The organism is Pseudomonas sp. B21-015, assembly GCF_024749285.1.
Classification (GTDB): Bacteria; Pseudomonadota; Gammaproteobacteria; order Pseudomonadales; family Pseudomonadaceae; genus Aquipseudomonas.
In genome coordinates, this window is the sequence record NZ_CP087196.1 from 197,357 (window position 1) to 221,132 (window position 23,776).

The following is a 23,776-nucleotide window of genomic DNA, read 5'->3' on the forward strand; positions in this document are numbered from 1 at the left end:
AAAAAGTTCGAGTCCGGGTGAGCAGCATGTGGTGGAGCAAAGGCAAGTCGCGGGTTACCGAAGGCGCACGAGCGCTGGCCTCGCCAATGATTATGTCCCTGGAGCCGCGCATGCTGTTCGACGGCGCGGTGGCCGCCACGGTTGCCGACACCGCCCAGGCTGACAGCCATACCACCGCCGAGGCGATCAAGGCGCCGACTGCCGACCAGCCGGTCGCCAGCAAGGACACCCACGGTCAGGCCGATGCCACGCCCACACCGACCCCCGTTGCGGTGCCGGGGCAGAGCGTGGTGTTTGTCGATTCTCGGGTCAAGGACGCCAACAGCCTGCTTCAGGGCGTCGCGCCCGGCACTCAAGTGGTTCAGTTGGATGCGAGCAAGGACGGCTTGCAGCAGATTGCCGACTACCTCGATCACCATCAGGGCATCAGCTCGGTGCAGATCATTGCCCACGGCAACGCGGGCGATCTGTGGTTGGGCAATAGCTACCTGTCTGCCGACAACGTCGCGGCCCGCAGCGCCGTGCTGGCGGAAATCGGCAAGGACATGAACGTCGGCGGCGATATCCTGATCTACGGCTGCTACACCGCCGAAGGCGAGCGCGGCTTGAGTTTCGTCGACTCCCTGGCGCAACTGACCGGCCGTGATATCGCCGCTTCCAGCAACCGCACCGGGGTGGGTGGCGACTGGAATCTGGAAATCGCTACCGGCAACATCGAAAGCGCCAACGTGCTCTCGACCACGGCCATGAGTGACTATCAGTGGGGGCTGGCCACCTGGACCGCCACCAACAACGCCAACACGGGCGTCGGCTCACTGCGTGCGGCCATCGCCTCGGCGCAGAACGGCGACATCGTCACCTTTAGCAGCAGCATGACGGTGCAGCTGACCTCCGAACTGCTGATCAACAAGAACATCACCGTTGATGGCGACTTGAACAACGACGGCGCGGCGGATGTGACTCTCGATGGTCAGTACAGGACCCGAGTGATTGAAGTGGCGTCTGGCAGCATCGTGACGCTCGATGGTCTGGTGATCACCCGGGGTCTGGTGTCGGGCACGGGTGGTAACGGTGGCTACGGTGCCTCGGGCGCGATGGCCGGGGGGATTTTCAACGCAGGGATTCTGACCCTGAGCAACGTTACCGTGACCTCCAACGCCGCTTCCGGTGGCGGTGGCGGCGGCGGTGTCACCGGCGCTTTTTACGGCGGTGGCGGTGGTGGTGGCGGCGGCTTGGGCGGCCAGGGCGGCGGGCATGGCGGTTCGGCAGGGCCGGGCACCGGCACGTTGGGCGGCCAGGCGGGCGGCGGCGGCGCCGGTGGTTACGGCGGCGGTTATGACGCGACCCACATGGGCGGTCGCGGCGGTACCACCACTGGCGGAGCTGGCGGGCAGGGCGTTTCCTATTACAGCAACGGCGGTAACGGTGCGACGGCCACCAATGGCACGATTTCCATTGGCGGTGGCGGCGGCGGGGCCGGTTGGGACAAGGTAGGTGGCGCTGGCGGCAATGCGGTAGGCGGGATCTACAACGCCAGCAGCGGCACCATCACCATTGTCGGCACGTCGACCATTAGCAACAACATCGGCGCCGGTGGCGGTGGCGGCGGTGGCGGTGGCTACGGCAGCAATGCCACCAATGGCGGCGCGGGCGGCCGGGGCGTCGGTGCGATCTGGAACAAAGGCACGCTGCTGATCACGGCCGCCAACTTCGCCGCCCTGGCCGGTAATGCCGCGGGCAGTGGTGCCGGTGGTGCCGCGCTGGGCGGAGGTACAACCGGCACCTCGCCGACCTCCGTCGCGACCATCTACAACGACGGTGGTGTACTCAACACCGCGTATTCGCCGCCGCCGACCGCGACCATTGTGGTGGCTGACACCACGCTGAGCATCGGCGAAACGTCCTTGGTGACGATCACCTTTTCCGAGGCCGTGATCGGTTTCACCAATGCGGACCTGACCATCGCCAATGGCACCTTGAGTGCAGTAAGCAGCGGCGATGGCGGCATCACCTGGACGGCAACGTTCACGCCGTCCGCCAGTATTTCCGATACGACCAACGTCATCACCCTGGACAACACCGGGGTGATAAACGGCCTGGGCACCGCCGGCGTCGGCACCACCAACTCCAATAACTACACGGTCGACACGGTACGCCCGACCGCCAGCATCGTGTTTGCCGACACGGCACTGAAAGTCGGCGAAACCTCGCTGGTGACCATCACCTTCAACGAAGCGGTCACCGGTCTCACCAACGCCGACCTGACGATTGCCAACGGTACGCTCACAGCGGTGAGCAGCAGTGATGGCGGCATCACCTGGACGGGGACTTTCACCCCGACCGCCAGCATCACCGATTCGACCAACCTGGTCACCCTGGACAACACCGGGGTCAGTGACCTGGCGGGTAATGCCGGGAGCGGTACCACCGATTCGAACAACTACGCCATCGATACCGTGCGCCCGACCGCGACCCTGGTGGTGGCCGATACCAGCCTGAGTATTGGCGAAACGTCGCTGGTGACCATTACGTTCAGCGAAGCGGTCAGCGGGTTCACCAATGCCGACCTGACGATTGCCAACGGTACGCTCACGGCGGTGAGCAGCAGCGATGGCGGCATCACCTGGACGGCGACCTTCACCCCGACGGCCAGCGTCAATGACACGACCAACCTGATCACCCTGAACAACACCGGGGTCAGCGATCTGGCGGGCAACGCCGGTAGCGGCACCACCGATTCGAACAACTATGCGATCGATACGCTCCGTCCGACCGCGACCATCGTGGTGGCGGACACGGCGCTGAGAATCGGCGAAACCTCGCTGGTGACGATCACCTTCAGCGAGGCGGTGACCGGGCTCACCAATGCCGACCTGACCATCGCCAACGGTACACTCACTGCGGTGAGCAGCAGTGACGGCGGCATCACCTGGACGGCGACCTTCACCCCGAGCGCCAGCATCAGCGACACGACCAACCTGATCACCCTGGACAACACCGGGGTCAGCGATGCTGTCGGCAATGCCGGCAGCGGCACCACCGATTCCAACAACTATGCGATCGACACCGTGCGCCCGACAGCCACCATCGTGGTCGCGGACACGGCGCTGAAAATCGGCGAGACCTCGCTGGTGACCATCACCTTCTCCGAGGCGGTGAGCGGTTTTACCAACGCCGACCTGACCATCGCCAACGGTACGCTCACGGCGGTGAGCAGCAGCGATGGCGGTATCACCTGGACGGCGACCTTCACCCCGAGCGCCAGCATCAACGACACGACCAACCTGATCACCCTGGACAACACCGGAGTCAGCGACCTGGCGGGCAACGCCGGTAGCGGCACCACTGATTCGAACAACTACGCCATCGACACGGTGCGCCCGACCGCCACGATTGTGCTGGCTGATACAACCCTGACCGCGGGCGAAACGTCGCTGGTGACCATTACTTTCAGCGAAGCGGTGAGCGGTTTCACCAACGCCGACCTGACGATTGCCAACGGCACGTTAAGCGCGGTGAGCAGCAGCGATGGCGGCATCACCTGGACCGCGACATTTACTCCGACGGCCAGCGTCAATGACTCGACCAACCTGATCACCCTGAACAACACCGGGGTCAGCGATCTGGCGGGCAATGCCGGTAGCGGCACCACCGATTCGAACAACTACGCGATCGACACCGCTCCGCCGACCGCGACGATTGTGGTGGCGGACAACGCACTGAAAATCGGTGAAACCTCACTGGTGACCATCACCTTCGACCAGGCCGTTACCGGTTTCACCAACGCCGACCTGACGATTGCCAACGGCACGTTGACCGCGGTGAGCAGCAGTGACGGCGGCATAACATGGACCGCAACCTTCACTCCGACCGCCAGCATTACCGACGCGACCAACCTGATCACCCTGGACAACACCGGTGTGCAGGCTGCCGCCAGCGGTAACGTGGGCAGCGGCACGACCGACTCCAATAACTACGCCATCGACACGGTGCGCCCGACAGCCACCATCGTGGTCGCGGACACGGCGCTGAGAATCGGCGAAACCTCTCTGGTCACGATCACCTTCAGTGAAGCGGTCAGCGGTTTCACCAACGCCGACCTGACCATCGCCAATGGCACGTTGACTGCGGTCAGCAGCAGCGACGGCGGTATCACCTGGACCGCGACCTTCACACCTTCCGCGAGCATCAACGACACCACTAACCTGATTACCCTGGACAACACCGGGGCCAGCGACCTGGCGGGCAATGCCGGTAGCGGCACCACCGACTCCAACAACTACGCCATCGACACAGTGCGCCCGACCGCCACGATTGTGCTGGCTGATACAACGCTGACAGCAGGCGAAACCTCGCTGGTGACCATCACCTTCAGCGAAGCGGTGAGCGGTTTCACCAACGCCGACCTGACGATTGCCAACGGCACCTTGAGCGCGGTGAGCAGCAGCGACGGCGGCATCACCTGGACCGCGACCTTCACCCCGACCGTCGGTGTGAATGACTCGAGCAACGTCATTACCCTGGCCAATACCGGTGTCACCGATGTGGCCGGCAACACTGGCAGCGGCACCACCAACTCGGGTAACTACACCATCGATACGGTGCTGCCGACGGCCACCATCGTGGTGGCTGACAATGCATTGAAAATCGGTGAAACGTCGCTGGTGACCATTACTTTCAGCGAAGCGGTGAGCGGTTTCACCAACGCCGACCTGACGATTGCCAACGGCACCTTGAGCGCGGTCAGCAGCAGCGACGGCGGTATCACCTGGACCGCCACGTTCACCCCGACGGCCAGCATTACCGACGCAACCAACCTGATCACCCTGGATAACAGCGGTGTGCAAAATGGCTCGGGCAATGCCGGTAGCGGCACCACCGACTCCAACAACTACGCGATCGACACCGTGCGCCCGACGGCCACCATCGTGGTCGCGGACACGGCGCTGAAAATCGGCGAAACCTCCCTGGTGACGATCACTTTCAGCGAAGCGGTGAGCAGTTTCACCAACGCCGACCTGACCATTGCCAACGGCACGTTGAGCGCGGTGAGCAGCAGCGACGGCGGTATCACCTGGACCGCGACCTTCACACCTTCCGCGAGCATCGACGACACCACTAACCTGATTACCCTGGACAACACCGGGGTCAACGACCTGGCAGGCAATGCCGGGAGCGGCACCACCGATTCCAACAACTACGCCATCGACACGGTGCGCCCGACCGCGACCATTGTGCTAGCCGACGCTACCCTGAGTGCAGGCGAAACGTCGCTGGTGACCATTACCTTCTCCGAGGCAGTAACGGGTTTCACCAACGCCGACCTGAGCATCGCCAACGGCACCTTGAGCGCGGTCAGCAGCAGCGACGGCGGTATCACCTGGACTGCGACCTTCACCCCGACCGTCGGTGTGAATGACTCGAGCAACGTCATTACCCTGGCCAATACGGGTGTCACCGATGTGGCCGGCAACACTGGCAGCGGCACCACCAACTCCGGCAACTACACCATCGATACCGTGCTGCCGACGGCCACCATCGTGGTGGCTGACAATGCACTGAAAATCGGTGAAACGTCGCTGGTGACCATCACCTTCAGCGAAGCAGTGACCGGTTTCACTAACGCCGACCTGACCATCGCCAACGGCACCTTGACCTCCGTCAGCAGTGGCGATGGCGGTATCACCTGGACCGCAACCTTCACCCCGACCAGCGCCATCACCGACACCAGTAACGTCATCACCCTGGACAACAGCGGTGTGCAAAATGGCTCGGGCAACGCCGGCAGCGGCACCACTGACTCCAACAACTACGCCATCGACACCGTGCGACCAACGGCAACCATCGTGGTCGCGGACTCGGCACTGGCGGTGGGTCAAACATCGGTGGTGACCATCACGTTCTCCGAGGCGGTGACCGGATTTACCACGGCCGACCTGACGGTGAGCAACGGTACTCTGAGCAGTCTGAGCACCAGCGATAACATCACCTGGACCGCCACCCTGACGCCGACGGCGAGCATCACCGATTCGACCAACCTGATTACCCTGGACAACACCGGGGTGGCCGATGCGGCCGGCAACGCTGGTAGCGGCACCACCGATTCCAACAACTACGCCATCGACAGCCAACGCCCGACGGCGACCATCGTGTTGAGCGATACGACCCTGAAACCGGGGGAAACCGCCCTGGTCACCATCACCTTCAGCGAAGCGGTGACGGGTTTCGACAACAGTGATTTGAGCGTCGCCAACGGTACGTTGAGTGCGGTGAGCAGCAGCGACGGTGGCATCACCTGGACCGGGACCTTCACCCCGACTGCCGGGATTACCGACGCCAGCAACGTCATCACTCTGAACAATACCGGCGTGACCGACGTAGCCGGCAATACCGGGTCGGGCACCACCAACTCGGCCAACTATGTGGTGGAAACCCAGGTGCCGACCGCCACCATCGTGGTCGCCGACAACGCCCTCAAGGTCGGTGAAACCTCATTGGTCACCATCACCTTCTCTGAGGCGGTCAGCGGTTTCACCAACGCCGACCTGAGCGTTGCCAACGGCACCCTCAGCAGCGTTTCGTCCAGCGATGGCGGCGTCACCTGGACCGCGACGTTCACGCCTGCAGCCAGCGTGACGGACACCACTAACCTGATCACCCTGGACAACAGCGGTGTGATCAATGGGTCGGGCAACAGCGGCGTCGGCGTGACCGACTCCAACAACTACGCGATCGACACCGCTCGCCCGACCGCGACCATTGTGGTCGCGGACAATAAACTGGGTATCGGCGAGACCACCACGGTGACCTTTACCTTCAGCGAAGCAGTGTCCGGTTTCGACCTGTCGGACCTCAGCGTGGCCAATGGCGTGCTGTCCAACCTGGCCAGCAACGACGGTGGTGTGACCTGGACCGCTACGCTCACGCCGACCGCGAGCATCAACGATGCGACCAACCTGATCCTGCTCGACACCGGCAATGTGCTCGACGCCGCGGGCAATGCCGGCGCCAGCATCGCCATCTCCAACAACTACGCGCTCGATGCGACCCGCCCGACCGTCACCATCGTGGTTGCCAACCCGGTGCTGGGGATTGGCCAGACGACGCTGGTGACCTTCACGTTCAGCGAGGCGGTCAGCGATTTCGATTTGTCGGACCTGAGCGTGACCAACGGTGAACTGACCAACCTGGCCAGCAGCGACGGTGGCAAGACCTGGACCGGCACCTTCACGCCCACTGCGAACATCACCGACCCGAGTAACTTCATTGCACTGGACACCAGCAATGTAACGGACCTGGCGGGCAACCTGGGCGCCAGCGTCGCGGTATCCAACAACTACACGATCAACACCGTGCCGACGTTTGTGGTCTTACCGCCTGTCACCGTACCCGCTCAGCCCAACGTGCCATTGCAACCGATCATCTTCACCCCACCCACTGGCGATCTCGGCTCGCCGCTGACCTTTGCCCCGCTGTTTGAACAACGGGTGATCGGCAATGGCATTCGGCCTCTGGGCGACATTTTCATGAACCACGGGGCGCTGGCGCCAAGCTTTATCGCCCAGGTATTCAGCAGCAGCGACAACGGTGGCGATGGCTCGGGCCACGGTTTCCTGGGCTTTGGCGGGGGCGATGGCGGGGTTTTCGGCAGCAGCACGCTGTCGAGCCTGTTCAATCAAAACACCGGTAGCGAGGGGGATTCGCTGAACACCTTTGGTAATCAGTCAATCAGGGCGGGGGATGCTTCCCAAGGGTTGCGCGGCGTGTTTGGCGCACCAACTCTTGGCCAGCAATTACAACAGCTCAAAGACACCGAGCAACGGCAGGTCGACAGCCTGGCCGCGGCTTTGCAGCAGGTCGGCATCAGTGAAATGCAGGCCTGAAAAAACCATTAAAGCAGTGCGGCACCGGGGGCAATACGGGGATGAAAAGAAGTCAGAAGTTGTTCGGCGCCAGCTTGCTGGCGCTGGCGATCAGCGGATGTGCAGTCACCAGTCAACCGATCGAACGCAGCGTCAGCCAACAGCGCGCCAAAAGCGATCTGCAAAGCATGTACAAGGGTCAGGAGCCCCTCAGCGGGCCGCTGACCCTGCACCAGGCCATGGCTCGCGCGGTGAAATACAACCTCGAAGGCCGGCTCAAGATCATGGAAGAGGCCTTGGCTAAGCGCCAACTCGACCTCGCCAGTTTCGACATGTTGCCGCGCATGGCGCTGGATGCTGGTTACGTGGGGCGTAACAACGTCGACGCTTCCAGCAGCCAGAGCGTGCGAACCGGCACCCAGTCCCTGGAACCGTCGACCTCCCAGGACCGCGACCGTGACGTGGCGGACCTGACCATGGTCTGGAACGTGCTCGACTTCGGTGTCAGCTACATCAGCGCCAAGCAACAGGGCGATCAGCGGCTGATCGTGCAGGAGCGTCGGCGCAAGGTGATCAACACCATCGTCCAGGACGTGCGCTCGGCCTATTGGCGAGCCATGGCCGCCGAACGTTTGCTCAAACAGATCGACAGCCTGATGGCCCGGGTCGAAACCGCCCGCCACAATAGCCAAAGCATGAGCGAGCAGCGCATTGGCGATCCGATTCAGGCATTGGGTTATCAGCGCTCGCTGATTGAAGCCACCCGGCAACTGGAAGAACAACGCCGCGCGCTGTCGCTGGCGAAAACCGAACTGGCGACCCTGATCAACCTGCCACTGAATACCGAGCTGACGCTGGCGACCCAGGACGATTATGTCATTCCGGAACTCAAGGTCGACCTCGCCAGCCTGGAACAGGAAGCCCTGACCAGTCGGCCGGAGTTGCGCGAGCAGGATTACCAGACCCGCATCAGCGCCGCCGAAACCCGCAAAGCCATGCTGCGCCTGTTGCCGGGCCTGGAGTTCTCCGCTGGCGGGCATTACGACAGCAACTCGTTTTTAGTCGAGCAAGGCTGGGCGGATTACGGGGTGAAAGTCACCTGGAACCTGTTCAACGTGATTTCCGCACCCGCCGCGATCGACGTCGCCAAGGCCGGTGAAGAAGTCGCTACGGCGCGCCGTCAGGCGATGTCCATCGCGGTGCTGGCCCAGCTCTACGTGGCCAACGCCAATTACCGCGAAGCATTGCGACAGTTCCAGACCAATCAGCAACTGTCGAACATCGACGGGCAAATCGTCGGCCAACTGCGCAATCGCTATCAGGCGGCCGGGCTGGGCGAACTGGACCTGATCCAGGGCGAACTGAACACATTGCAGGCGGATCTGCGTCGCGACCTGTCCTACGCCGACCTGCGTAACGCTTATGGGCAAATCTTCGCCAGCGCCGGTCTCGATCCGCTGCCGGACGAAGTGCAATCGACCGAAGTCCAATCCATCGCCACGGCGCTGGCCAATCGCGAAGAGGCGTGGGCGGCGGGCAACATCTCAGTACCGCCGGTGGCCCATGCCCCGGCCCGCTAACCTGCTGGCACCGACGGCGAGCATCAGCCGCGCACAACGGGAGGCCCGCAACGGCCATCGCGGCACGGCGATTCTGCTGACCGGCTTACCGGCGGCGGGCAAGTCGACATTGGCCCAGGCACTGCACGCCGAGCTGTTCGAACACGGTGTGCAGAGTGTGGTGCTCGATGGCGACGGACTGCGGGTCGGGCTCAATCGCGATCTGGGGTTTGCCGACAGCGATCGCCTGGAAAACATCCGCCGCGCGAGCGAACTCGCGGCGCTGTTGGTCGAGAACGGGCAGATTGTCATCCTCGCGATGATTGCGCCCTTGGTGGAGTTGCGCGAAGTGTTCGCCCAACGGTTGGGCGAGGATTACCGCGAAGTCTGGTGCAGCGCCTCTTTGGCGGTGTGTGAACAGCGTGATCCAAAAGGTCATTACGCCCGGGCTCGACGGGGTGAGATGGCGGGGTTTACCGGTGTCTCTGCGCCTTACGAACCACCGCCGTGTGCGTCGCTGGTGCTCGACACGGGCGCGCAATCGGTCGAGGCCTGTCTTGACCGTTTGCTGACCTGGCTCGGCGAATGCGCGGTGCTGGCGAAACGATGAGCCGGCCGGCATTCTCCCGCTTGCCGGTGACGGTGGATTTGCCGTTGCTGTTGCAGGCGCTGGCGGCGATTGGCGAGGACGACTGGCATGGTCATTTCAACAGCGCTTATTACACTGGCGACTGGAGCGGCGTGGCGCTGATTTCCGCAGCCGATGCCTTGACTGAATTGTCGCCCGGTCGCGGTGATCCTCTTTTGCGTGCGCCATGGCTGCAAGATGTTCGATGGCAGCAAGGGCTGCGGGATCTGCCGCTGGAGATCGTCTGCGCGCGCCTTTTGCGGCTCGGCCCGGGCGGGCGCATCCACGAGCATCGCGACTATGACCTGGGCGAACCAGACGCTGATTTGCGTCTGCATATTCCGCTGCTCAGTCCCCCTCAAGTGGACTTCATGCTGGACGGTCGGCGCATGCCGATGACCGCTGGCGAGTGCTGGTATCTCGACCTGGCGCGGCCTCATCGCGTGGACAACCGCGATACCCAGGCACGGATTCATCTGGTGCTCGATTGCCGGCCCGGTGCCTGGCTGGAGCAGGCGATTATCGATGGGTTGGCAACCACGCCGTCGCCGCAAATCGCTCATGAAGCTTTTGCGCAGTTCAAGGCGTTGGTGGCCAGCGATCCGCAGTTATGCAAAACCTTGCAGAGTGTGCAGGACAACGAAGCCTTTATCGCCCGCACCCTGGCGCTGGCCACCGAGTGTGGCCTTGCGTTCACCCGTGAAGAACTGCGCGCGGCGATGCGCGACGGTCGCCGCCAATGGACTGAACAATGGAGCGCCTGAACCTGGAAGGCTGGTTGCCGATTCGCGTGTGGCCAGAGGCAGGGCAGTGGCAAGTCGACTGGTGCTGGTTCGGTGATACGCGGCTGCATCAGCCGTTTTTTCGTGATGCGGTGGAAGCCGCGCTGCGGCTGCCGTTCAATCAGGCGTTTCGCCGGAAAACTGCATTGTCGGCCCTCGCTGACTGGCAGGTTTGCAGCCCCGGTCTGACGCCGAGCGCCTTTATCTTTCACGCCTCCCGCTGCGGCTCGACCTTGATCAGCCAGATGCTGGCGCAACTCGACAACCACATCGTCATCAGCGAGCCACCGCCGCTGGATGCGTTGCTGCGCAGTGATTTACCGGCCATCGAGCGGCGTGCCGCCATCAAAGGATTGCTGTCTGCCTACGGACAATGCCGGCTCGGTATGGAACAACGGCTGGTGATCAAACTCGACACCTGGAACATCGGTGAACTGCCGTTGCTGCGCGAGTGCTTCCCCGAAACACCGTGGTTGTTTGTTTATCGCGATCCGCTGGAAATCGCCGTCTCGCATCTGCGTCGCCCGGGCATGCACATGGTGCCGGGGATGATCGGGGCGAGTGTGCTGGATGACGAATTTCCGTTCGGCAGCCGCGAGGATTACATCGCCCGACGATTGGGGCGGTTACTGGCGTCGGGCTTGGCGCAATGCCAGGCATTTGGCGGCCTGGCGGTGAATTACAGCGAACTGCCGCAGGCCATGGCGGGGCGGTTGGCAGCGTTCTTTGCGTTGGATATCGAGCAGCGCAGGCAGGTGTTTGCGGCAGTGGGGCAACATGCCAAGCAGCCGTCGCAGGTGTTTGTCGGCGACAGCGATGACAAGCATCGTGAAGCCTCGGCGCTGTTGCGTGAACGAGTGGAGCATTGGGCGCGAGCGTCTTATGAAGCGCTAGTTGCCAAGTGATGTATCGACGGCACTGACGCCATCGCGAGCAGGCTCGCTCCCACATTGAATCTCAGTCGTACACATAGGTTGTGTTCAATGAAGATCAACTGTGGGAGCGAGCCTGCTCGCGATGGCGGCGGTCAATTCACCACAAACCTGCGAGGCTAGGCCTTGGCCCGAGCCTGCACCTGCGACGCCTCCCAGTTATCCAGCGCTCGCTCTACGAGCAACTGCACGCCATCGGCCAAGCGGCTGAGGGCCAGGACTACCGAGCGCCGGGTCCCGTCCACATCGTCCGCCAGGTCGGCAGCAATGGCGCTGATGGACAGCAGGTCTTCGGAGGCGTTGGCCAGAAGGGCTTCGGTGTCGATGTCGGGAGAGACGGAGAAGAGGTTACCTTTGCGGCGTTTGGCCGGTTTTTCGGTGGCCGGGGGAAAGTAGTGGGCGAAGGCGCGGTCGGCGGCTTCTTTGAGTTTTTCGGCTTCGATGGATTCATCGGACGGGGTGCCAGAGTTTTCTGGCGGATTGGGCGTTACTTTGAACATGGGATTACTCGCTTTGATTGCAAGGAGGCTGACCTGATGTTCGCTTGCACGCGAATTAGGGTGGCAGCTATGTGCGGGGTGCAAGACCGAGTAAGCGATCCCAAAAACCTCGGCAGACCCGAAGGTCTCCCGCACACAGCCGCCATAAAGCAATCACAACAGGCATAGAAATGCCTGATGACTAGCCCGAAGCAGTGTTGGGAAATGCTTTTACCCGGACTTGCACGTCCGTGTCACCGATTATTCAGTGACAAAGCCAGACTAGACTTGGGCTAGGGTTGGAACAAGTTCACCAACACCGCTACAACTTGAAGGAAATCTCCGACGGGGCTACCGGACGTTGGTGTCTGTGGGGAAGGTCAAAAGATCGCAGCCTTCGGCAGCTCCTACGGAGCCGGGTTGGCCGCCGTTTCGGGTTGAAACACCGTCTGTAGGAGCTGCCGAAGGCTGCGATCTTTTAGCGCCCTCAAGGCTTGGACGACAAATCCGCCATCCCCTTGAGCAACTCGATCGGCAGCGGGAAGACGATGGTCGAACTCTTGTCCCCGGCAATCGAACTCAGCGTCTGCATGTAGCGCAACTGCATGGCCCCCGGCTGACGCCCGAGCATTTCGGCCGCCTGCATGAGTTTTTCCGAAGCCTGCAATTCACCTTCGGCGTGGATCACTTTGGCCCGACGCTCCCGTTCGGCTTCGGCCTGTTTGGCAATGGCGCGGACCATCGATTCGTTGAGGTCCACGTGCTTGATCTCGACGGTGGCCACCTTGATACCCCAGGCATCGGTCTGCGCATCGAGCACTTGCTGGATGTCGACGTTTAGCCGTTCACGCTCGGCCAGCAATTCATCGAGTTCATGCTTGCCGAGCACCGCCCGCAACGTGGTCTGGGCCAGTTGGCTGGTGGCCATGAGAAAGTCTTCGACCTGAATGATCGCCCTTTGCGGGTCGAGCACGCGGAAATACAGCACCGCATTGACCTTGACCGAGACGTTGTCCCGGGTGATCACGTCTTGCGGCGGTATGTCGAGCACCACGGTCCGCAGGTCGACGCGGACCATTTGCTGAACCGCCGGAATCAGCAGGATCAGCCCAGGGCCCTTGACCTGCCAGAAGCGTCCGAGCTGGAACACCACGCCGCGTTCGTATTCGCGCAGGATGCGGAAGGTCGACCCCGCCAGTGCAATCAGCAATAACAGGAGCGCGGCAAAACCCAGTTGCAAGCCCATAACTATTCTCCACCCGGCGCCGCGTCAGCCGCAGCCACTTTCAGCAATAGACCCTTGCGCGCCACCACCCGGACCTGTTGTCCCGGTTGCAGCGGTGTGGCGCTCATTACTTGCCATTGTTCGCCTTGCAGGTGCACCCAGCCGACATACGCATTGCCAGCCTGCAACGACGTTATCGGTGTCACGCTGCCCAGCAATTCGGCGTCGCCGCTGAAATTGCGGCGCGGTCGGGTTTTCAAGGCGCGGATCAGCAGGAAAATCAGCAGCAGCGCGCTGATCAGCCCCAGGCCGATGATTAAGGGAACAGGCACTTCGGCATCGGTCAGAATCACCGCGCCGATCACGAACATCACAATGCCGCCCAAACCGACCACACCGAAATTGGGCAAGGCCGCTTCGGCGATCATAAACACGATGCCAAAGGTGATCAGCCAGATCCCGATGGGGTCGGGAACCAGCACTACGACGGTGTCCGCCGCGAAAACCGGTCCGCTCAAGGCCAGCAGCAGCGCAATTACACAGCAACGAATGTTCACTTGACCCTCCGGGAGAGTCATCCGTCCGCGAGCCGGTCGTGGCTCTGTGTACAAGTCTAGTTGAGCCTGCGGCTGTATGAATTTTGAGCAGTTGTCGACCGCGTCCGACGGGCGGATTTCCCGCCGGATCCCTCCAGCAGGCCTAGACTTTTAATGGAGATAAAAAATTCTAACCATCGTCCGCCCTTCGCTGTTGCGGACACCGAGGTGCATCATGCGTATGGCAAGAACCGTGCAGAACAGCCTGGAAAAGGCGCACTGCGAATATGACATCGTTTCCCATCCGCACTCGGCCAGCAGCCTTGAAACGGCTCGGCTCGCAGGCATTCCCGCCGAACGGGTGGCCAAATCGGTGATCCTCGACGATCGCCACGGGCATTACTTGATGGCCGTGCTGCCCGCCAGCCGTCACCTGGACCTGAGCAAAGTACGTGGCAGCAGCGAATGGCAAGTCACCCGGGAAAGCAACCTGCCGCGCCTGTTCGACGATTGCGAACGCGGCGCCGTGCCCGCATTGGGCGAATCCTACGGGCTGGACATGGTCATCGACCCAATGCTGACCCGGCAGCAAGACATCTACCTCGAAGCCGGCAACCACAACAATCTGGTACACATGAGCGTGCCGGAATATTTGAAAATGGTGCCGCATGCCGAAGTGTGCGAGTTGAGTCAAACGGCATAGCATCGACATAACCGCCGTCATCGCGGGCAAGCCCGCTCCCACAGGGAAACGCAGTCAACTGTGGGAGCGAGCCTGCTCGCGATTGACCGCGCAGTGGTCACCCCATTCAGCCATCAAGAAGGAGCCCAACATGGAATCCCCTACCCACAGCCTCTCGTCCTTGTTCAAACAACTCGGCCTGCCTGACGACGCCGAAAGCATTGATAAATTCATCGCGACCCATTCACCGCTCAAACCCGAACTGCACCTGGCGGACGCGTTCTTCTGGAGCGAGAGCCAGGCGGAGCTGCTGCGTGAGGAGATTCTGGATGATGCGGATTGGGCGGAGGTGGTGGATCAGTTGGATGTGCTATTGAGGAAGGGGCGGGGGGTGTAAAAAAATCTGGAGAAAAATGGCGAAATGTAAAAAAAACTGGTGAGTGGTAAAAAAATCTGAGCTTTAATCGCCAAAGTGAATTTTTTCCATGGAAGCTCGCCATGTCTGTTATTGGATACGCCTACCTGCGCGATGCGCTGAATCTCAAGGCCTTCGCGCCCAAACGCACGGCGACGATCAAGCCAGTCACTCGTATCACATTGATCGGTGATTGCCTGGCTGTTCCCCAGTCTGTGGCACCCATTCAGGGCTCAATGCTTGAGCATATTCTTTTTGCTCTCAAGCACGAAGGCATCAATCTCTGCATTCTTGCCCAGGCGCTTGAAACGGTTTCTGCTGAGCAACTACTGGATGAGTTGGCTAAAGCCCCGAATGGCGTGTTTATCCGCAAGGCCTGTTTCTTGTGGGAGAGCTTCACCGGCCAACAGCTTGAGTATTCGGTACCGGTGCGGGGCAGTGTTGTTACGCTATTTGATCCAAAACTCTACGTAACCGGCCCGGCCGTGCGTAATAGCCGCTGGCGCATTGATTTCAACGGCTTGGGTTCTCTGCGTTACTGCGCCACCGTGGAGCGAACGCCTGAACTCGAAACCCTGCTCAGTCTCGACATACTCGGCCGAGCCAAAGCTTTCATGGCGACGTTGCCCCCCGAAATGATGGACCGCGCCATCAACTGGGCTTACCTCCACGAAACTCGCGATTCCTTCGCCATCGAGAAAGAAGAACCCAGTGAAGAGAAATCTCGTCGTTTTGTTCAACTGCTGCGCCAGGCCCATGAAGGGCGCGAGCTGAGTGAAGACTATCTGGTTGAGCTGCAGAACAGCACCGTTTCCAACCCTTTCGACAAAGCTGTTCTGTTTCGCCACGAACAGAACCACCTGCATAACGGCTTGAGAGGCGCCGCCGGCGTCAGCTACGTCCCGCCCGCGCCGGACCTGTGCCGTGAACTGATGGAAGAACTGATGACCTTTTCCAATCAGTCTTCAAAACAGGTCGACCCCTTGGTGGCGGCTGCAGTGACCGCATTTGGTTTCGTCTTTCTTCACCCGTTCATGGATGGCAATGGCCGGCTGTCACGTTTCCTGATCCACCAGACCCTTTGCCATTCCGGCGCGCTGGAAAATGGCCTTTTACTGCCTGTTTCCGTAGCGATGAAACACGAGGAGTCCAACTATCTGGCTGCCCTCAAGGATTTCTCACACCCCGCTCGCGATTTTTGGAATGTCACTTGGCTGGACGCTGATCAAATGGCTTTCGAATTCATTGGCCACCCATCCATTTATCGCTACTGGGACGCCACTCGTTGCGTCGAATTCACCCTGCAAATGGCCCGTCGTGCCTTGGAGGTTGAATTGCGGGAAGAGACCGAGTTTCTCGACCGGTACGACCGTGTAATCAAGGCGGTGAATCAACGTTTTGATGTGCGCGGGAGTGATCTGTCGAAGTTGGTGATGATGTGCCTGGACAATGACGGGAAGGTGTCAAAGCACCGGCGCAAGCAGTTTCAGTACAGCGTGCCGGAGGAGGTTTTTGAGTTTATTGAAGAAGAAGCCGGAAGGTTATTGACTGGTGTCTAGGCGTCAGACGTTCTTTACGGATTAGATTTGTTTCAAAACTTGACCAACTTTCCCCTCCAATGCCATATTGATAGTTAGCAAGCTAACAGTGTGTGCAGCCCCTCGTGCCAAAGAACCTCGCCGCTCTCCAGATGACCATCAGCAGCTCCATGGTGGTGGCCGCCCGGCATTGGCGGAAGATCTGCCAGACCACGCTGGTCAACTATGGAATCTCCGAAGCCTGCGCCGTCCCGCTGTTGATGATCGGGCGTTTGGGCGAGGGTGTGCGGCAGGTGACGGTCGCGCAGGCGGCAGGGATGGAGAGTCCGTCTCTGGTGCGTTTGCTGGATCAGCTGTGCCATGCCGGTTACGTCTGCCGTACCGAAGACGTCCATGATCGCCGCGCCAAGTGCCTGAGCCTGACCGAGACCGGTCGCGAGCTGGTGCAGGCGGTCGAAGTCGAATTGGTGCGTTTGCGCCATGAAGTGCTCGAAGGGATCGCCCCGAGTGATCTGGAAGCGGCACTGCGGGTACTGAGAGCTTTCGAAGCGGCCAATCATCCAGCGGTGGCGCACCCTTGAGCGGATTTTTCACCGGCGTCCCCCCCGCGCGGGACTGGTTCTATGGTGTGCGCACGTTCGCCGCATCGATGATCGCGTTGTACATCGCCATGCTCATGCAAATGCCACGTCCGTATTGGGCGATGGCCACGGTGTATATCGTTTCCAGCCCGTTCGTCGGCCCGACCAGCTCCAAGGCGCTGTACCGCGCAGTTGGCACTTTGCTCGGTGCGGCGGCGGCGGTTTTTTTCGTGCCGATGTTTGTGCAGAGCCCTTATGTGCTGGTGGTGGTCGTCGCGCTGTGGACCGGGATTCTGCTGTTCCTGTCCTTGCATTTGCGCACCGCCAACAGCTACGCCTTGATGCTCGCCGGTTACACCTTGCCGCTGATCGCCCTGCCGGTGGTGGATAACCCGCTGGCGGTGTGGGATGTGGCCGAGGCGCGCACCGAAGAGATCTTTCTCGGCATCGCCGTTGCGGCGGTGGTCGGTGCCATGTTCTGGCCGCGACGGCTGGCGCCGGTGTTCAACGATTCGGTGAACAAATGGTTTGCCGATGCCTCGACCTACAGCCTGCGCTTCCTCAGCCGTAACGTGCTGCCGGAGGAAGTCAGCGCCCTGCGTTCATCGATGGTGGCGAACTTCAACAGCCTGGAATTGATGATTGGCCAGTTGCCCCACGAGGGCGCGCGACCGCAGACGGTGCGTAATACCAACGAACTGCGCGGGCGAATGATCCATCTGCTGCCGGTGATCGATGCCCTCGACGATGCGCTTTACGCCCTCGAGCGGCGCACGCCGGAGCTTGTGGATAAGTTCGCGCCACTGCTGATCGCGACCACCGAATGGCTCGACCACAAAGACGCTGACCTCGACCGCTGGCAGGCCCTGAAAAACCGGCTTGAAGCGCTGCAACCGAGTGCCGAGGCGCTGGATGATCGCAAGCAGTTGTTGTTCTCCAACGCCCTGTATCGCCTCGGCGAATGGATCGATGTATGGCAAGACTGCCGCAGCCTGCAATACGCCATTCAGTGCGAGAGCCAGGACAGTTGGCGCGCGGTGTATCGGCACTGGCGCCTCGGTCGGCTGTCACCGTTTCTCGACCGTGGGCTGATGCTCTATTCAGCCGCGTCCACGGTCACTGCCATCATTGTCGCTTCGGTGCTGTGGATTCTGCTCGGCTGGACCGATGGCGGCAGCGCAGTGATCCTGGCGGCGGTGGCGTGCAGTTTTTTCGCTTCGATGGATGACCCGGCACCGCAGATCTACCGGTTCTTTTTCTGGACCGCGATGTCGGTGCTGTTTGCCAGCCTTTATCTGTTTCTGATCCTGCCGAACCTGCATGACTTCCCGATGCTGGTGCTGGCGTTCGCCATCCCGTTCATCTGCGTCGGCACCCTGACGGTGCAGCCGCGTTTCTACCTGGGGATGTTGCTGACCATCGTCAACACGTCGTCTTTCATCAGCATTCAGGGCGCCTACGACGCGGATTTTCTCAGCTTCGCCAACTCCAACCTGGCCGGTCCCATGGGTTTGCTGTTCGCGTTCATCTGGACCTTGATCGCCCGGCCATTCGGCGCGGAACTGGCGGCCAAGCGCCTGACCCGTTTCAGCTGGCGCGACATCGTCAGCCTGACCGAGCCGGCCACGCTGGCCGAACATCGGCACATGGGGGTGCAGATGCTCGATCGCCTGATGCAGCATTTGCCGCGTCTGGCCATGACCGGCCAGGACACCGGCATCGCCCTGCGGGAAGTGCGCGTGGCGCTGAATCTGCTGGACCTGCTCGCCTATTCGCCGCGAGTGCCCGGTGCGCCGCAAGTGCTGCTGCGCCAGGTGGTGGCCGAAGTCGGTGCGTACTTCAAGGCCTGTCTCAAGGCCGGTGAACGTCTGCCGGCTCCCAGTCCGTTGCTGATGACCCTCGACCGTACCCGCCGCGCCCTCGGCGGCCAAGGTGATGACGAAACCCGTCTGCATTTGCTGCACGCCTTGAGCGGCCTGCGTCTGGCGCTGTTGCCGGGGGTCGAATTTGTCGGCGCGGGTGAACTCGAGGAACCGCTTCCCCATGGCATCGATGGAGCGCCTTTATGATCGGTGATCTGGATATCAGCGGGGTGTTCCTGCCCACGCTGCTGGTGCTGATGGGCATTACCTACGTGTTGTTCCTGTTGGTGCACGGGGTGCTGACGCGCCTGCACTTTTACCGTCTGGTCTGGCACCGGGCATTGTTCAACGTGGCTCTCTACGCTGTGCTGCTTGGCGCTGTGGACTCACTCAGTCGATACCTGATGACATGAAAAAACCTTTTTTGACCCTCGGCCGTGTGGTCCTGACGCTGTTGATCGTGACCTTCGCCGTTGTCATGGTCTGGCGCATGGTCATGTATTACATGTTCGCGCCCTGGACCCGGGACGGGCACATCCGTGCCGATATCGTGCAGATCGCCCCGGACGTGTCGGGGCTGATCCAGCAAGTGGAGGTGCGTGATAACCAATGGGTGAAGCGCGGCCAAGTGCTGTTCAGCATCGATCAGGACCGTTTCAAACTGGCCCTGCGTCAGGCCAAAGCCGCTGTCGCCGACCGCCAGGAAACCCTGGCCCAGGCTCAGCGCGAAGCCAAGCGTAACCGTGGTCTCGGCAATCTGGTCCCGGCCGAACAACTGGAGGAAAGCCAGTCCCGTGTGGCCCGCGCCGAAGTGGCGTTAATGGAGGCGCAGGTGACGGTGGACAGCGCCCAGCTCAACCTCGACCGCTCGCTGATCCGCAGCCCGGTGGATGGCTACGTCAACGACCGTGCGCCGCGTTCCCAGGAGTTCGTCACCGCCGGGCGGCCGGTGTTGTCGGTGGTGGACAGCAATTCCTTCCACATCGACGGTTATTTCGAAGAAACCAAACTGGACGGCATTCATGTCGGCCAGAGCGTCGATATTCGCGTGATCGGCGACCGTGCGCGCCTGCGCGGCCATGTTGAAAGCATCGTCGCCGGCATCGAAGACCGCGATCGCAGCAGCGGCAGCAACCTGTTGCCCAACGTCAATCCGGCGTTCAGCTGGGTGCGGTTGGCGCAGCGGATTCCGGTGCGGATTGCTTTCGACGAAGTGCCGGAGGATTTCCGCATGATTGCCGGGCGTACAGCCACGGTGTCGATCATTGACGATCAAACCGGGGAGCCGGCGAAATGAGCAGGGCCTCGGGTTTGGCGGTCGCCGGATTGGGCTTGTTGCTGTCGGCCTGTCAGGTGGTCGGGCCGGATTATCACTTGCCGAACGAGGCCGCCGTGCACCGTGAAGAATTTCAGGGTGATCTGGCGGTGAGCGGTAAAGATGTGGTCTCGGCACCGGTGCCCAGTGATTGGTGGCGCTTGTATCAGGACCCGCGTCTAGACCAATTGGTGCAGCAGGCCATGGCTTCCAACACCGATTTGCGGGTGGCGGCGGCGAATCTTTCGCGGGCTCGTGCTCAGGTCGACGAAGCGCAGGCGGCGGGAGGGTGGAGCGGCGGCGTGAAAGTCGGCGCCCAGCGTTTGCAGGAGTCCGGTGAGGCGTTCTTGCTGGCGGATAAAGTGCCGGTGGTCAACGTCGGCGATATCGGCATCACCACGTCCTATCAGTTCGACCTGTTCGGCACGTTACAGCGCGGCATCGAAGCGGCCAAAGCCAATGCCGATGCGACTCAGGCGGCAGCGGACACCGCGCGCATCACGTTGGTGGCCGATGTGGTGCGGGCTTATACCCAGGTCTGTGCGGCCAACGAAGAGCGGGAGATTGCTCAGCATTCCCTCGATCTGCAAGCCCAGAGCACCACACTGACCCAGCGCCTGCGCGATGCCGGGCGCGGCGATGAAACCCAGGTCACCCGTTCGCAAACCCAATTCAAATCCTTGCGCGCCGAATTGCCGCGTTATGAAGCGGCACGTCAGGCCGGACTGTTTCGCTTGTCGATGCTGCTGGCCAAACCGGTCGAGCAATTGCCTGCGGGCACCAGCGACTGCGCTGAGCTGCCGAAAATTGCGCAATTGTTGCCGGTGGGTGACGGCGCCACGCTGCTCAAGCGTCGCCCCGACGTACGGCAGGCCGAGCGCAGATTGGCAGTCGCGACCGCCGGCATCGGCATTGCCACCGGCGAGTTGTACCCGGACATCAGCATCGGCGCGACCGTCGGTACCGTCGGCATTTTGGAAAACCTCGGCAAACCGGCGACCAATCGCTGGGGCTTCGGCCCGTTGCTGACCTGGACCGTACCGTCCAACGGCTCCCGCGCGCGAATCCGTGAGGCCGAGGCCGCGACCCAAGGCGCGCTGGCGCATTTCGATGGTGTGGTGCTCAACGCCATCCGCGAGACTCAGACTGGCCTGGCGCAGTATTCCGCGCAGCTTCAGCGCCGCGATGCGTTGGCTGACGCCGAGCAATCGGCGCAACTGGCGGCAGACCAGACCCACCGCTTCTTTCAGGCCGGTCGCGCGTCGTTCCTGGCGGATTTGCAAGCCACCCGCACCTACACCGATGTCCGGGCGCAACTGGCCTCGGCCAACACCCAAGTCGCCATGAGCCAGATCGATTTGTTCCTCGCTTTGGGCGGCGGCTGGGAAAGCGGACGAACGCAAGGCTCACAACCCGGCAAACCCTGAGGCCGTTGCTATGCTTTGAATTGATGGGGACGCGCGGCGAACCCGTCGAGCAAGGCTTGCGTTGGTCATGGGGATCTAATAATGAAAAACCCTTATGCTCCCGGCTTCTGGTGCGCCATTGCGGCATTGGTTTTGCTGTCGGCCACCTATTTCTACGGTGTCATGCTGGCCCACCAGCTCGACAAGGCGCTGATCTTCCTCGACAGCGTGGCGGCGCTGATCGCCGTGATGGCTATCGTGGTGGTCGCCTGGGCCTCGCTCCAGAACCAGCGCATCAAGAGACGACAACTCGAGCAAGGCAAAACCCTGGTACTGATCTGGGACACCAAGGTGGCTTTGCGCCGGGTAGAAACGGTGTTTGACCGGTATTTCTGGGGCAGTTACTGGCAACCGGGGCGCACCTTCCAGGAAGTCATGGGCGAACTCACCGGCACGCCGCTGGAAAAAAGCCTCGAAACCTTGAAGAAACAGTGTCTGGCGCTGGACAAGCAAGTACCCGACGAGGGGTGGCACTGGCTCAACAATGCCCGAGAACTGTCTGATGTCGCCAACGCCATGGCTCGCGAACGTTATCAGCTGGACTTCTGCGACCCGCGGGCGGAAGTGACCGGCGGGGCGGTGATCAATCGGGATTTTGAAGTGCTGGTGTATACGTGGACCGCGCGGTTGAAAAGCTTTGATCATCAGCTTGATGAGATCGAGGTTCAGTATTCCTGATCCGGTGTTGGCGGGACTGACGCCTTCGCGAGCAAGCCCGCTCCCACATGGGGGGCGGTGTTTTAACGGCGTCGTTCCAGCGAGTAAACAAACGGCGCAACGATTTCGATGGAGCCGTTGTTCAGCATGTCGGCCGGTGGCTTGGGCAGCGGTTGGGCGCGGCGGATCATTTCCAGGGTGGCCCGGTCCAGATCGGCGTTGCCGGAGCGGCCCACCAGTTCGAACGACAACACGTTACCGTCGGCATCCACTACGAAGCGCAGACGGTTCAAGCCTTCCTTGCCCCGCTGCTGTGCACTGGCCGGGTACTTTTTGTACTTGGCCAGGTGCGCGAGCAGGGTGCCTTGCCAGCTGGCCTTGGCAGCTTGTTGCGCCGGTGATGGGCCGGGTGCCGGCTGAGCGGATTTCTCCGTCGGTGCCTGGGTCGGTTGCGCGTCGCTCGGTTTTTCCTCGGAAGGCTTTTCCTTCGGCGGCTCTGGCTTTTTCTCCACAGGCTTGGGCGGTTGAGGCTTCGGCTTGGGTTTGACCGGCTTGGGCACGGCAATCTCGGCCTTCGGCGCTTCAGCGAGTTTCGGCAGCGGCAGTTCTTCCACCGGGGCCGGTGGCTGCGGTGGCGTGATCACCTTTGGCGGTGCGGGCGGTGGCGGGGCTGGAAGCGGCGCCAGTTCGACCATCATCGCTTGCGGTGGCAGCTCGATCGGCGGGCGCGACGTCCAGTTCAGCGCCAGCGCAATGGCCAGCGCATGGATGCCCAGCACCACGGCCAGGCTCCCGCTGTAACGCGTCAGCTTTTGGCGCATGTTGATCATTTTTTGGCTGCCGTCTCGAGTCCGACCAGGCCGACCTTCAGGTAACCGGCGGCGCGCAGGGCATCCATCACGCTCATCAGGTCGCCGTAGTCCACGCCTTTGTCAGCCTGGAAGAAGATCGTCGTGTCTTTCTTGCCCCGGGTCTTGGCGTCGAGTGTGGCGCCGAGGGCTTCGGCCTTCACTTCGTCTTCGCCGAGGAACAGGCGCTGGTCAGCTTTCACGCTGAGGAACACCGGTTTTTCTGGCCGAGGCGCCGGTTTGGCGGTGGAGGCGGGCAGGTCGACCTTGATGTCCACGGTGGCCAGCGGCGCCGCCACCATGAAGATGATCAACAGCACCAGCATCACGTCGATGAACGGCGTGACATTGATTTCGTGGTTCTCGGCCAGATCGTCGTCTGCGCCTTCTTTCAAATGCAGGCCCATGG

19 protein-coding genes are annotated in these 23,776 nt (G+C 61.5%); 14 read left to right on the forward strand and 5 right to left on the reverse strand.

Going from position 1 to position 23,776, the window contains the following annotated elements; genetic code table 11:
- Nucleotides 1-26 precede the first annotated feature (26 nt).
- Genes LOY38_RS00815 through LOY38_RS00835 form a run of 5 tightly spaced genes read left to right on the forward strand, consistent with a single transcriptional unit; the run spans nt 27 to nt 11,736 of the window.
- Nucleotides 27-7,883, forward strand: coding sequence for an Ig-like domain-containing protein (locus LOY38_RS00815; RefSeq protein ID WP_258698455.1), 7,857 nt, complete (start codon nt 27-29; stop codon nt 7,881-7,883).
- A 41-nt stretch (nt 7,884-7,924) separates the two neighbouring features.
- Entirely contained in the window at nt 7,925-9,442 is a 1,518-nt protein-coding gene (locus LOY38_RS00820) for a TolC family protein (RefSeq protein WP_258698456.1), read from the forward strand.
- On the forward strand, nt 9,426-10,031 hold the full coding sequence (cysC, locus tag LOY38_RS00825) for an adenylyl-sulfate kinase (RefSeq protein ID WP_258698457.1): 606 nt from the start codon (nt 9,426-9,428) through the stop codon (nt 10,029-10,031). Before LOY38_RS00820 ends, cysC begins: the two co-directional genes overlap by 17 nt.
- Entirely contained in the window at nt 10,028-10,813 is a 786-nt protein-coding gene (locus tag LOY38_RS00830; RefSeq protein ID WP_258698458.1) for an aspartyl/asparaginyl beta-hydroxylase domain-containing protein, read from the forward strand. Before cysC ends, LOY38_RS00830 begins: the two co-directional genes overlap by 4 nt.
- Nucleotides 10,801-11,736 carry a sulfotransferase family protein gene (locus LOY38_RS00835; RefSeq protein ID WP_258698459.1) on the forward strand — a complete coding sequence of 312 codons (936 nt, stop codon included), beginning with the start codon at nt 10,801-10,803 and terminating at the stop codon, nt 11,734-11,736. The genes LOY38_RS00830 and LOY38_RS00835 overlap by 13 nt, the downstream gene beginning before the upstream one ends.
- Before the next feature lie 146 nt (nt 11,737-11,882).
- Here LOY38_RS00835 and LOY38_RS00840 read toward each other — a convergent pair whose 3' ends face one another.
- The 3 genes from LOY38_RS00840 to LOY38_RS00850 form a co-directional block, all read right to left on the reverse strand.
- A complete protein-coding gene (locus tag LOY38_RS00840) occupies nt 11,883-12,263 on the reverse strand; it encodes a DUF6124 family protein (RefSeq protein WP_258698460.1) in 381 nt (126 codons plus the stop codon).
- Between the two features lie 466 nt (nt 12,264-12,729).
- The gene (locus tag LOY38_RS00845) at nt 12,730-13,488 is read right to left on the reverse strand and encodes a slipin family protein (RefSeq protein WP_258698461.1); all 759 of its coding nucleotides are present in this window, start codon (nt 13,486-13,488) and stop codon (nt 12,730-12,732) included.
- A gap of 2 nt (nt 13,489-13,490) precedes the next feature.
- On the reverse strand, nt 13,491-14,024 hold the full coding sequence (locus LOY38_RS00850) for an NfeD family protein (RefSeq protein ID WP_258698462.1): 534 nt from the start codon (nt 14,022-14,024) through the stop codon (nt 13,491-13,493).
- 214 nt (nt 14,025-14,238) lie between these two features.
- Here LOY38_RS00850 and LOY38_RS00855 point away from each other — a divergent pair, with 214 nt between their 5' ends.
- The 9 genes from LOY38_RS00855 (at nt 14,239) to LOY38_RS00895 (ending at nt 22,540) form a co-directional block, all read left to right on the forward strand.
- Nucleotides 14,239-14,706: an aminoacyl-tRNA deacylase gene (locus LOY38_RS00855; RefSeq protein ID WP_258698463.1), complete on the forward strand. Its 468-nt coding sequence runs from the start codon at nt 14,239-14,241 to the stop codon at nt 14,704-14,706.
- A 130-nt stretch (nt 14,707-14,836) separates the two neighbouring features.
- Nucleotides 14,837-15,082: a DUF2789 domain-containing protein gene (locus tag LOY38_RS00860; protein ID WP_258698464.1), complete on the forward strand. Its 246-nt coding sequence runs from the start codon at nt 14,837-14,839 to the stop codon at nt 15,080-15,082.
- A gap of 101 nt (nt 15,083-15,183) precedes the next feature.
- Nucleotides 15,184-16,659, forward strand: coding sequence for a Fic family protein (locus tag LOY38_RS00865; RefSeq protein ID WP_258698465.1), 1,476 nt, complete (start codon nt 15,184-15,186; stop codon nt 16,657-16,659).
- 131 nt (nt 16,660-16,790) lie between these two features.
- Entirely contained in the window at nt 16,791-17,219 is a 429-nt protein-coding gene (locus LOY38_RS00870; protein ID WP_258700639.1) for a MarR family winged helix-turn-helix transcriptional regulator, read from the forward strand.
- Nucleotides 17,216-19,288, forward strand: a complete 2,073-nt coding sequence (locus LOY38_RS00875) for an FUSC family protein (protein ID WP_258698466.1) — start codon at nt 17,216-17,218, stop codon at nt 19,286-19,288. Before LOY38_RS00870 ends, LOY38_RS00875 begins: the two co-directional genes overlap by 4 nt.
- A complete protein-coding gene (locus tag LOY38_RS00880; protein WP_018929385.1) occupies nt 19,285-19,494 on the forward strand; it encodes a DUF1656 domain-containing protein in 210 nt (69 codons plus the stop codon). The genes LOY38_RS00875 and LOY38_RS00880 overlap by 4 nt, the downstream gene beginning before the upstream one ends.
- Nucleotides 19,491-20,378: an HlyD family secretion protein gene (locus LOY38_RS00885; protein WP_258698467.1), complete on the forward strand. Its 888-nt coding sequence runs from the start codon at nt 19,491-19,493 to the stop codon at nt 20,376-20,378. The genes LOY38_RS00880 and LOY38_RS00885 overlap by 4 nt, the downstream gene beginning before the upstream one ends.
- Nucleotides 20,375-21,823: an efflux transporter outer membrane subunit gene (locus LOY38_RS00890; RefSeq protein ID WP_258698468.1), complete on the forward strand. Its 1,449-nt coding sequence runs from the start codon at nt 20,375-20,377 to the stop codon at nt 21,821-21,823. The genes LOY38_RS00885 and LOY38_RS00890 overlap by 4 nt, the downstream gene beginning before the upstream one ends.
- A gap of 81 nt (nt 21,824-21,904) precedes the next feature.
- Complete coding sequence (locus LOY38_RS00895) at nt 21,905-22,540, forward strand: NADH:ubiquinone oxidoreductase subunit N (protein WP_258698469.1); 636 nt, start codon at nt 21,905-21,907, stop codon at nt 22,538-22,540.
- Between the two features lie 62 nt (nt 22,541-22,602).
- Here the strand turns inward: LOY38_RS00895 and LOY38_RS00900 are convergent, their stop codons facing one another.
- Both LOY38_RS00900 and exbD read right to left on the reverse strand, forming a co-directional pair.
- Nucleotides 22,603-23,349, reverse strand: a complete 747-nt coding sequence (locus tag LOY38_RS00900) for an energy transducer TonB (protein ID WP_258698470.1) — start codon at nt 23,347-23,349, stop codon at nt 22,603-22,605.
- On the reverse strand, nt 23,346-23,774 hold the full coding sequence (exbD, locus tag LOY38_RS00905) for a TonB system transport protein ExbD (protein WP_258698471.1): 429 nt from the start codon (nt 23,772-23,774) through the stop codon (nt 23,346-23,348). Before exbD ends, LOY38_RS00900 begins: the two co-directional genes overlap by 4 nt.
- Nucleotides 23,775-23,776 lie beyond the last annotated feature (2 nt).

Excerpts from the sequence above, each read along its gene's own strand:
- LOY38_RS00815 (WP_258698455.1), top strand. The coding sequence starts at position 27 with ATGTGGTGGAGCAAAGGCAAGTCGCGGGTTACCGAAGGCGCACGAGCG.
- LOY38_RS00820 (WP_258698456.1), top strand. The coding sequence starts at position 7,925 with ATGAAAAGAAGTCAGAAGTTGTTCGGCGCCAGCTTGCTGGCGCTGGCG.
- cysC (WP_258698457.1), top strand. The coding sequence starts at position 9,426 with ATGCCCCGGCCCGCTAACCTGCTGGCACCGACGGCGAGCATCAGCCGC.
- LOY38_RS00830 (WP_258698458.1), top strand. The coding sequence starts at position 10,028 with ATGAGCCGGCCGGCATTCTCCCGCTTGCCGGTGACGGTGGATTTGCCG.
- LOY38_RS00835 (WP_258698459.1), top strand. The coding sequence starts at position 10,801 with ATGGAGCGCCTGAACCTGGAAGGCTGGTTGCCGATTCGCGTGTGGCCA.
- LOY38_RS00840 (WP_258698460.1), bottom strand. The coding sequence starts at position 12,263 with ATGTTCAAAGTAACGCCCAATCCGCCAGAAAACTCTGGCACCCCGTCC.
- LOY38_RS00845 (WP_258698461.1), bottom strand. The coding sequence starts at position 13,488 with ATGGGCTTGCAACTGGGTTTTGCCGCGCTCCTGTTATTGCTGATTGCA.
- LOY38_RS00855 (WP_258698463.1), top strand. The coding sequence starts at position 14,239 with ATGCGTATGGCAAGAACCGTGCAGAACAGCCTGGAAAAGGCGCACTGC.
- LOY38_RS00860 (WP_258698464.1), top strand. The coding sequence starts at position 14,837 with ATGGAATCCCCTACCCACAGCCTCTCGTCCTTGTTCAAACAACTCGGC.
- LOY38_RS00865 (WP_258698465.1), top strand. The coding sequence starts at position 15,184 with ATGTCTGTTATTGGATACGCCTACCTGCGCGATGCGCTGAATCTCAAG.
- LOY38_RS00870 (WP_258700639.1), top strand. The coding sequence starts at position 16,791 with ATGACCATCAGCAGCTCCATGGTGGTGGCCGCCCGGCATTGGCGGAAG.
- LOY38_RS00880 (WP_018929385.1), top strand. The coding sequence starts at position 19,285 with ATGATCGGTGATCTGGATATCAGCGGGGTGTTCCTGCCCACGCTGCTG.
- LOY38_RS00885 (WP_258698467.1), top strand. The coding sequence starts at position 19,491 with ATGAAAAAACCTTTTTTGACCCTCGGCCGTGTGGTCCTGACGCTGTTG.
- LOY38_RS00890 (WP_258698468.1), top strand. The coding sequence starts at position 20,375 with ATGAGCAGGGCCTCGGGTTTGGCGGTCGCCGGATTGGGCTTGTTGCTG.
- LOY38_RS00895 (WP_258698469.1), top strand. The coding sequence starts at position 21,905 with ATGAAAAACCCTTATGCTCCCGGCTTCTGGTGCGCCATTGCGGCATTG.
- LOY38_RS00900 (WP_258698470.1), bottom strand. The coding sequence starts at position 23,349 with ATGATCAACATGCGCCAAAAGCTGACGCGTTACAGCGGGAGCCTGGCC.
- exbD (WP_258698471.1), bottom strand. The coding sequence starts at position 23,774 with ATGGGCCTGCATTTGAAAGAAGGCGCAGACGACGATCTGGCCGAGAAC.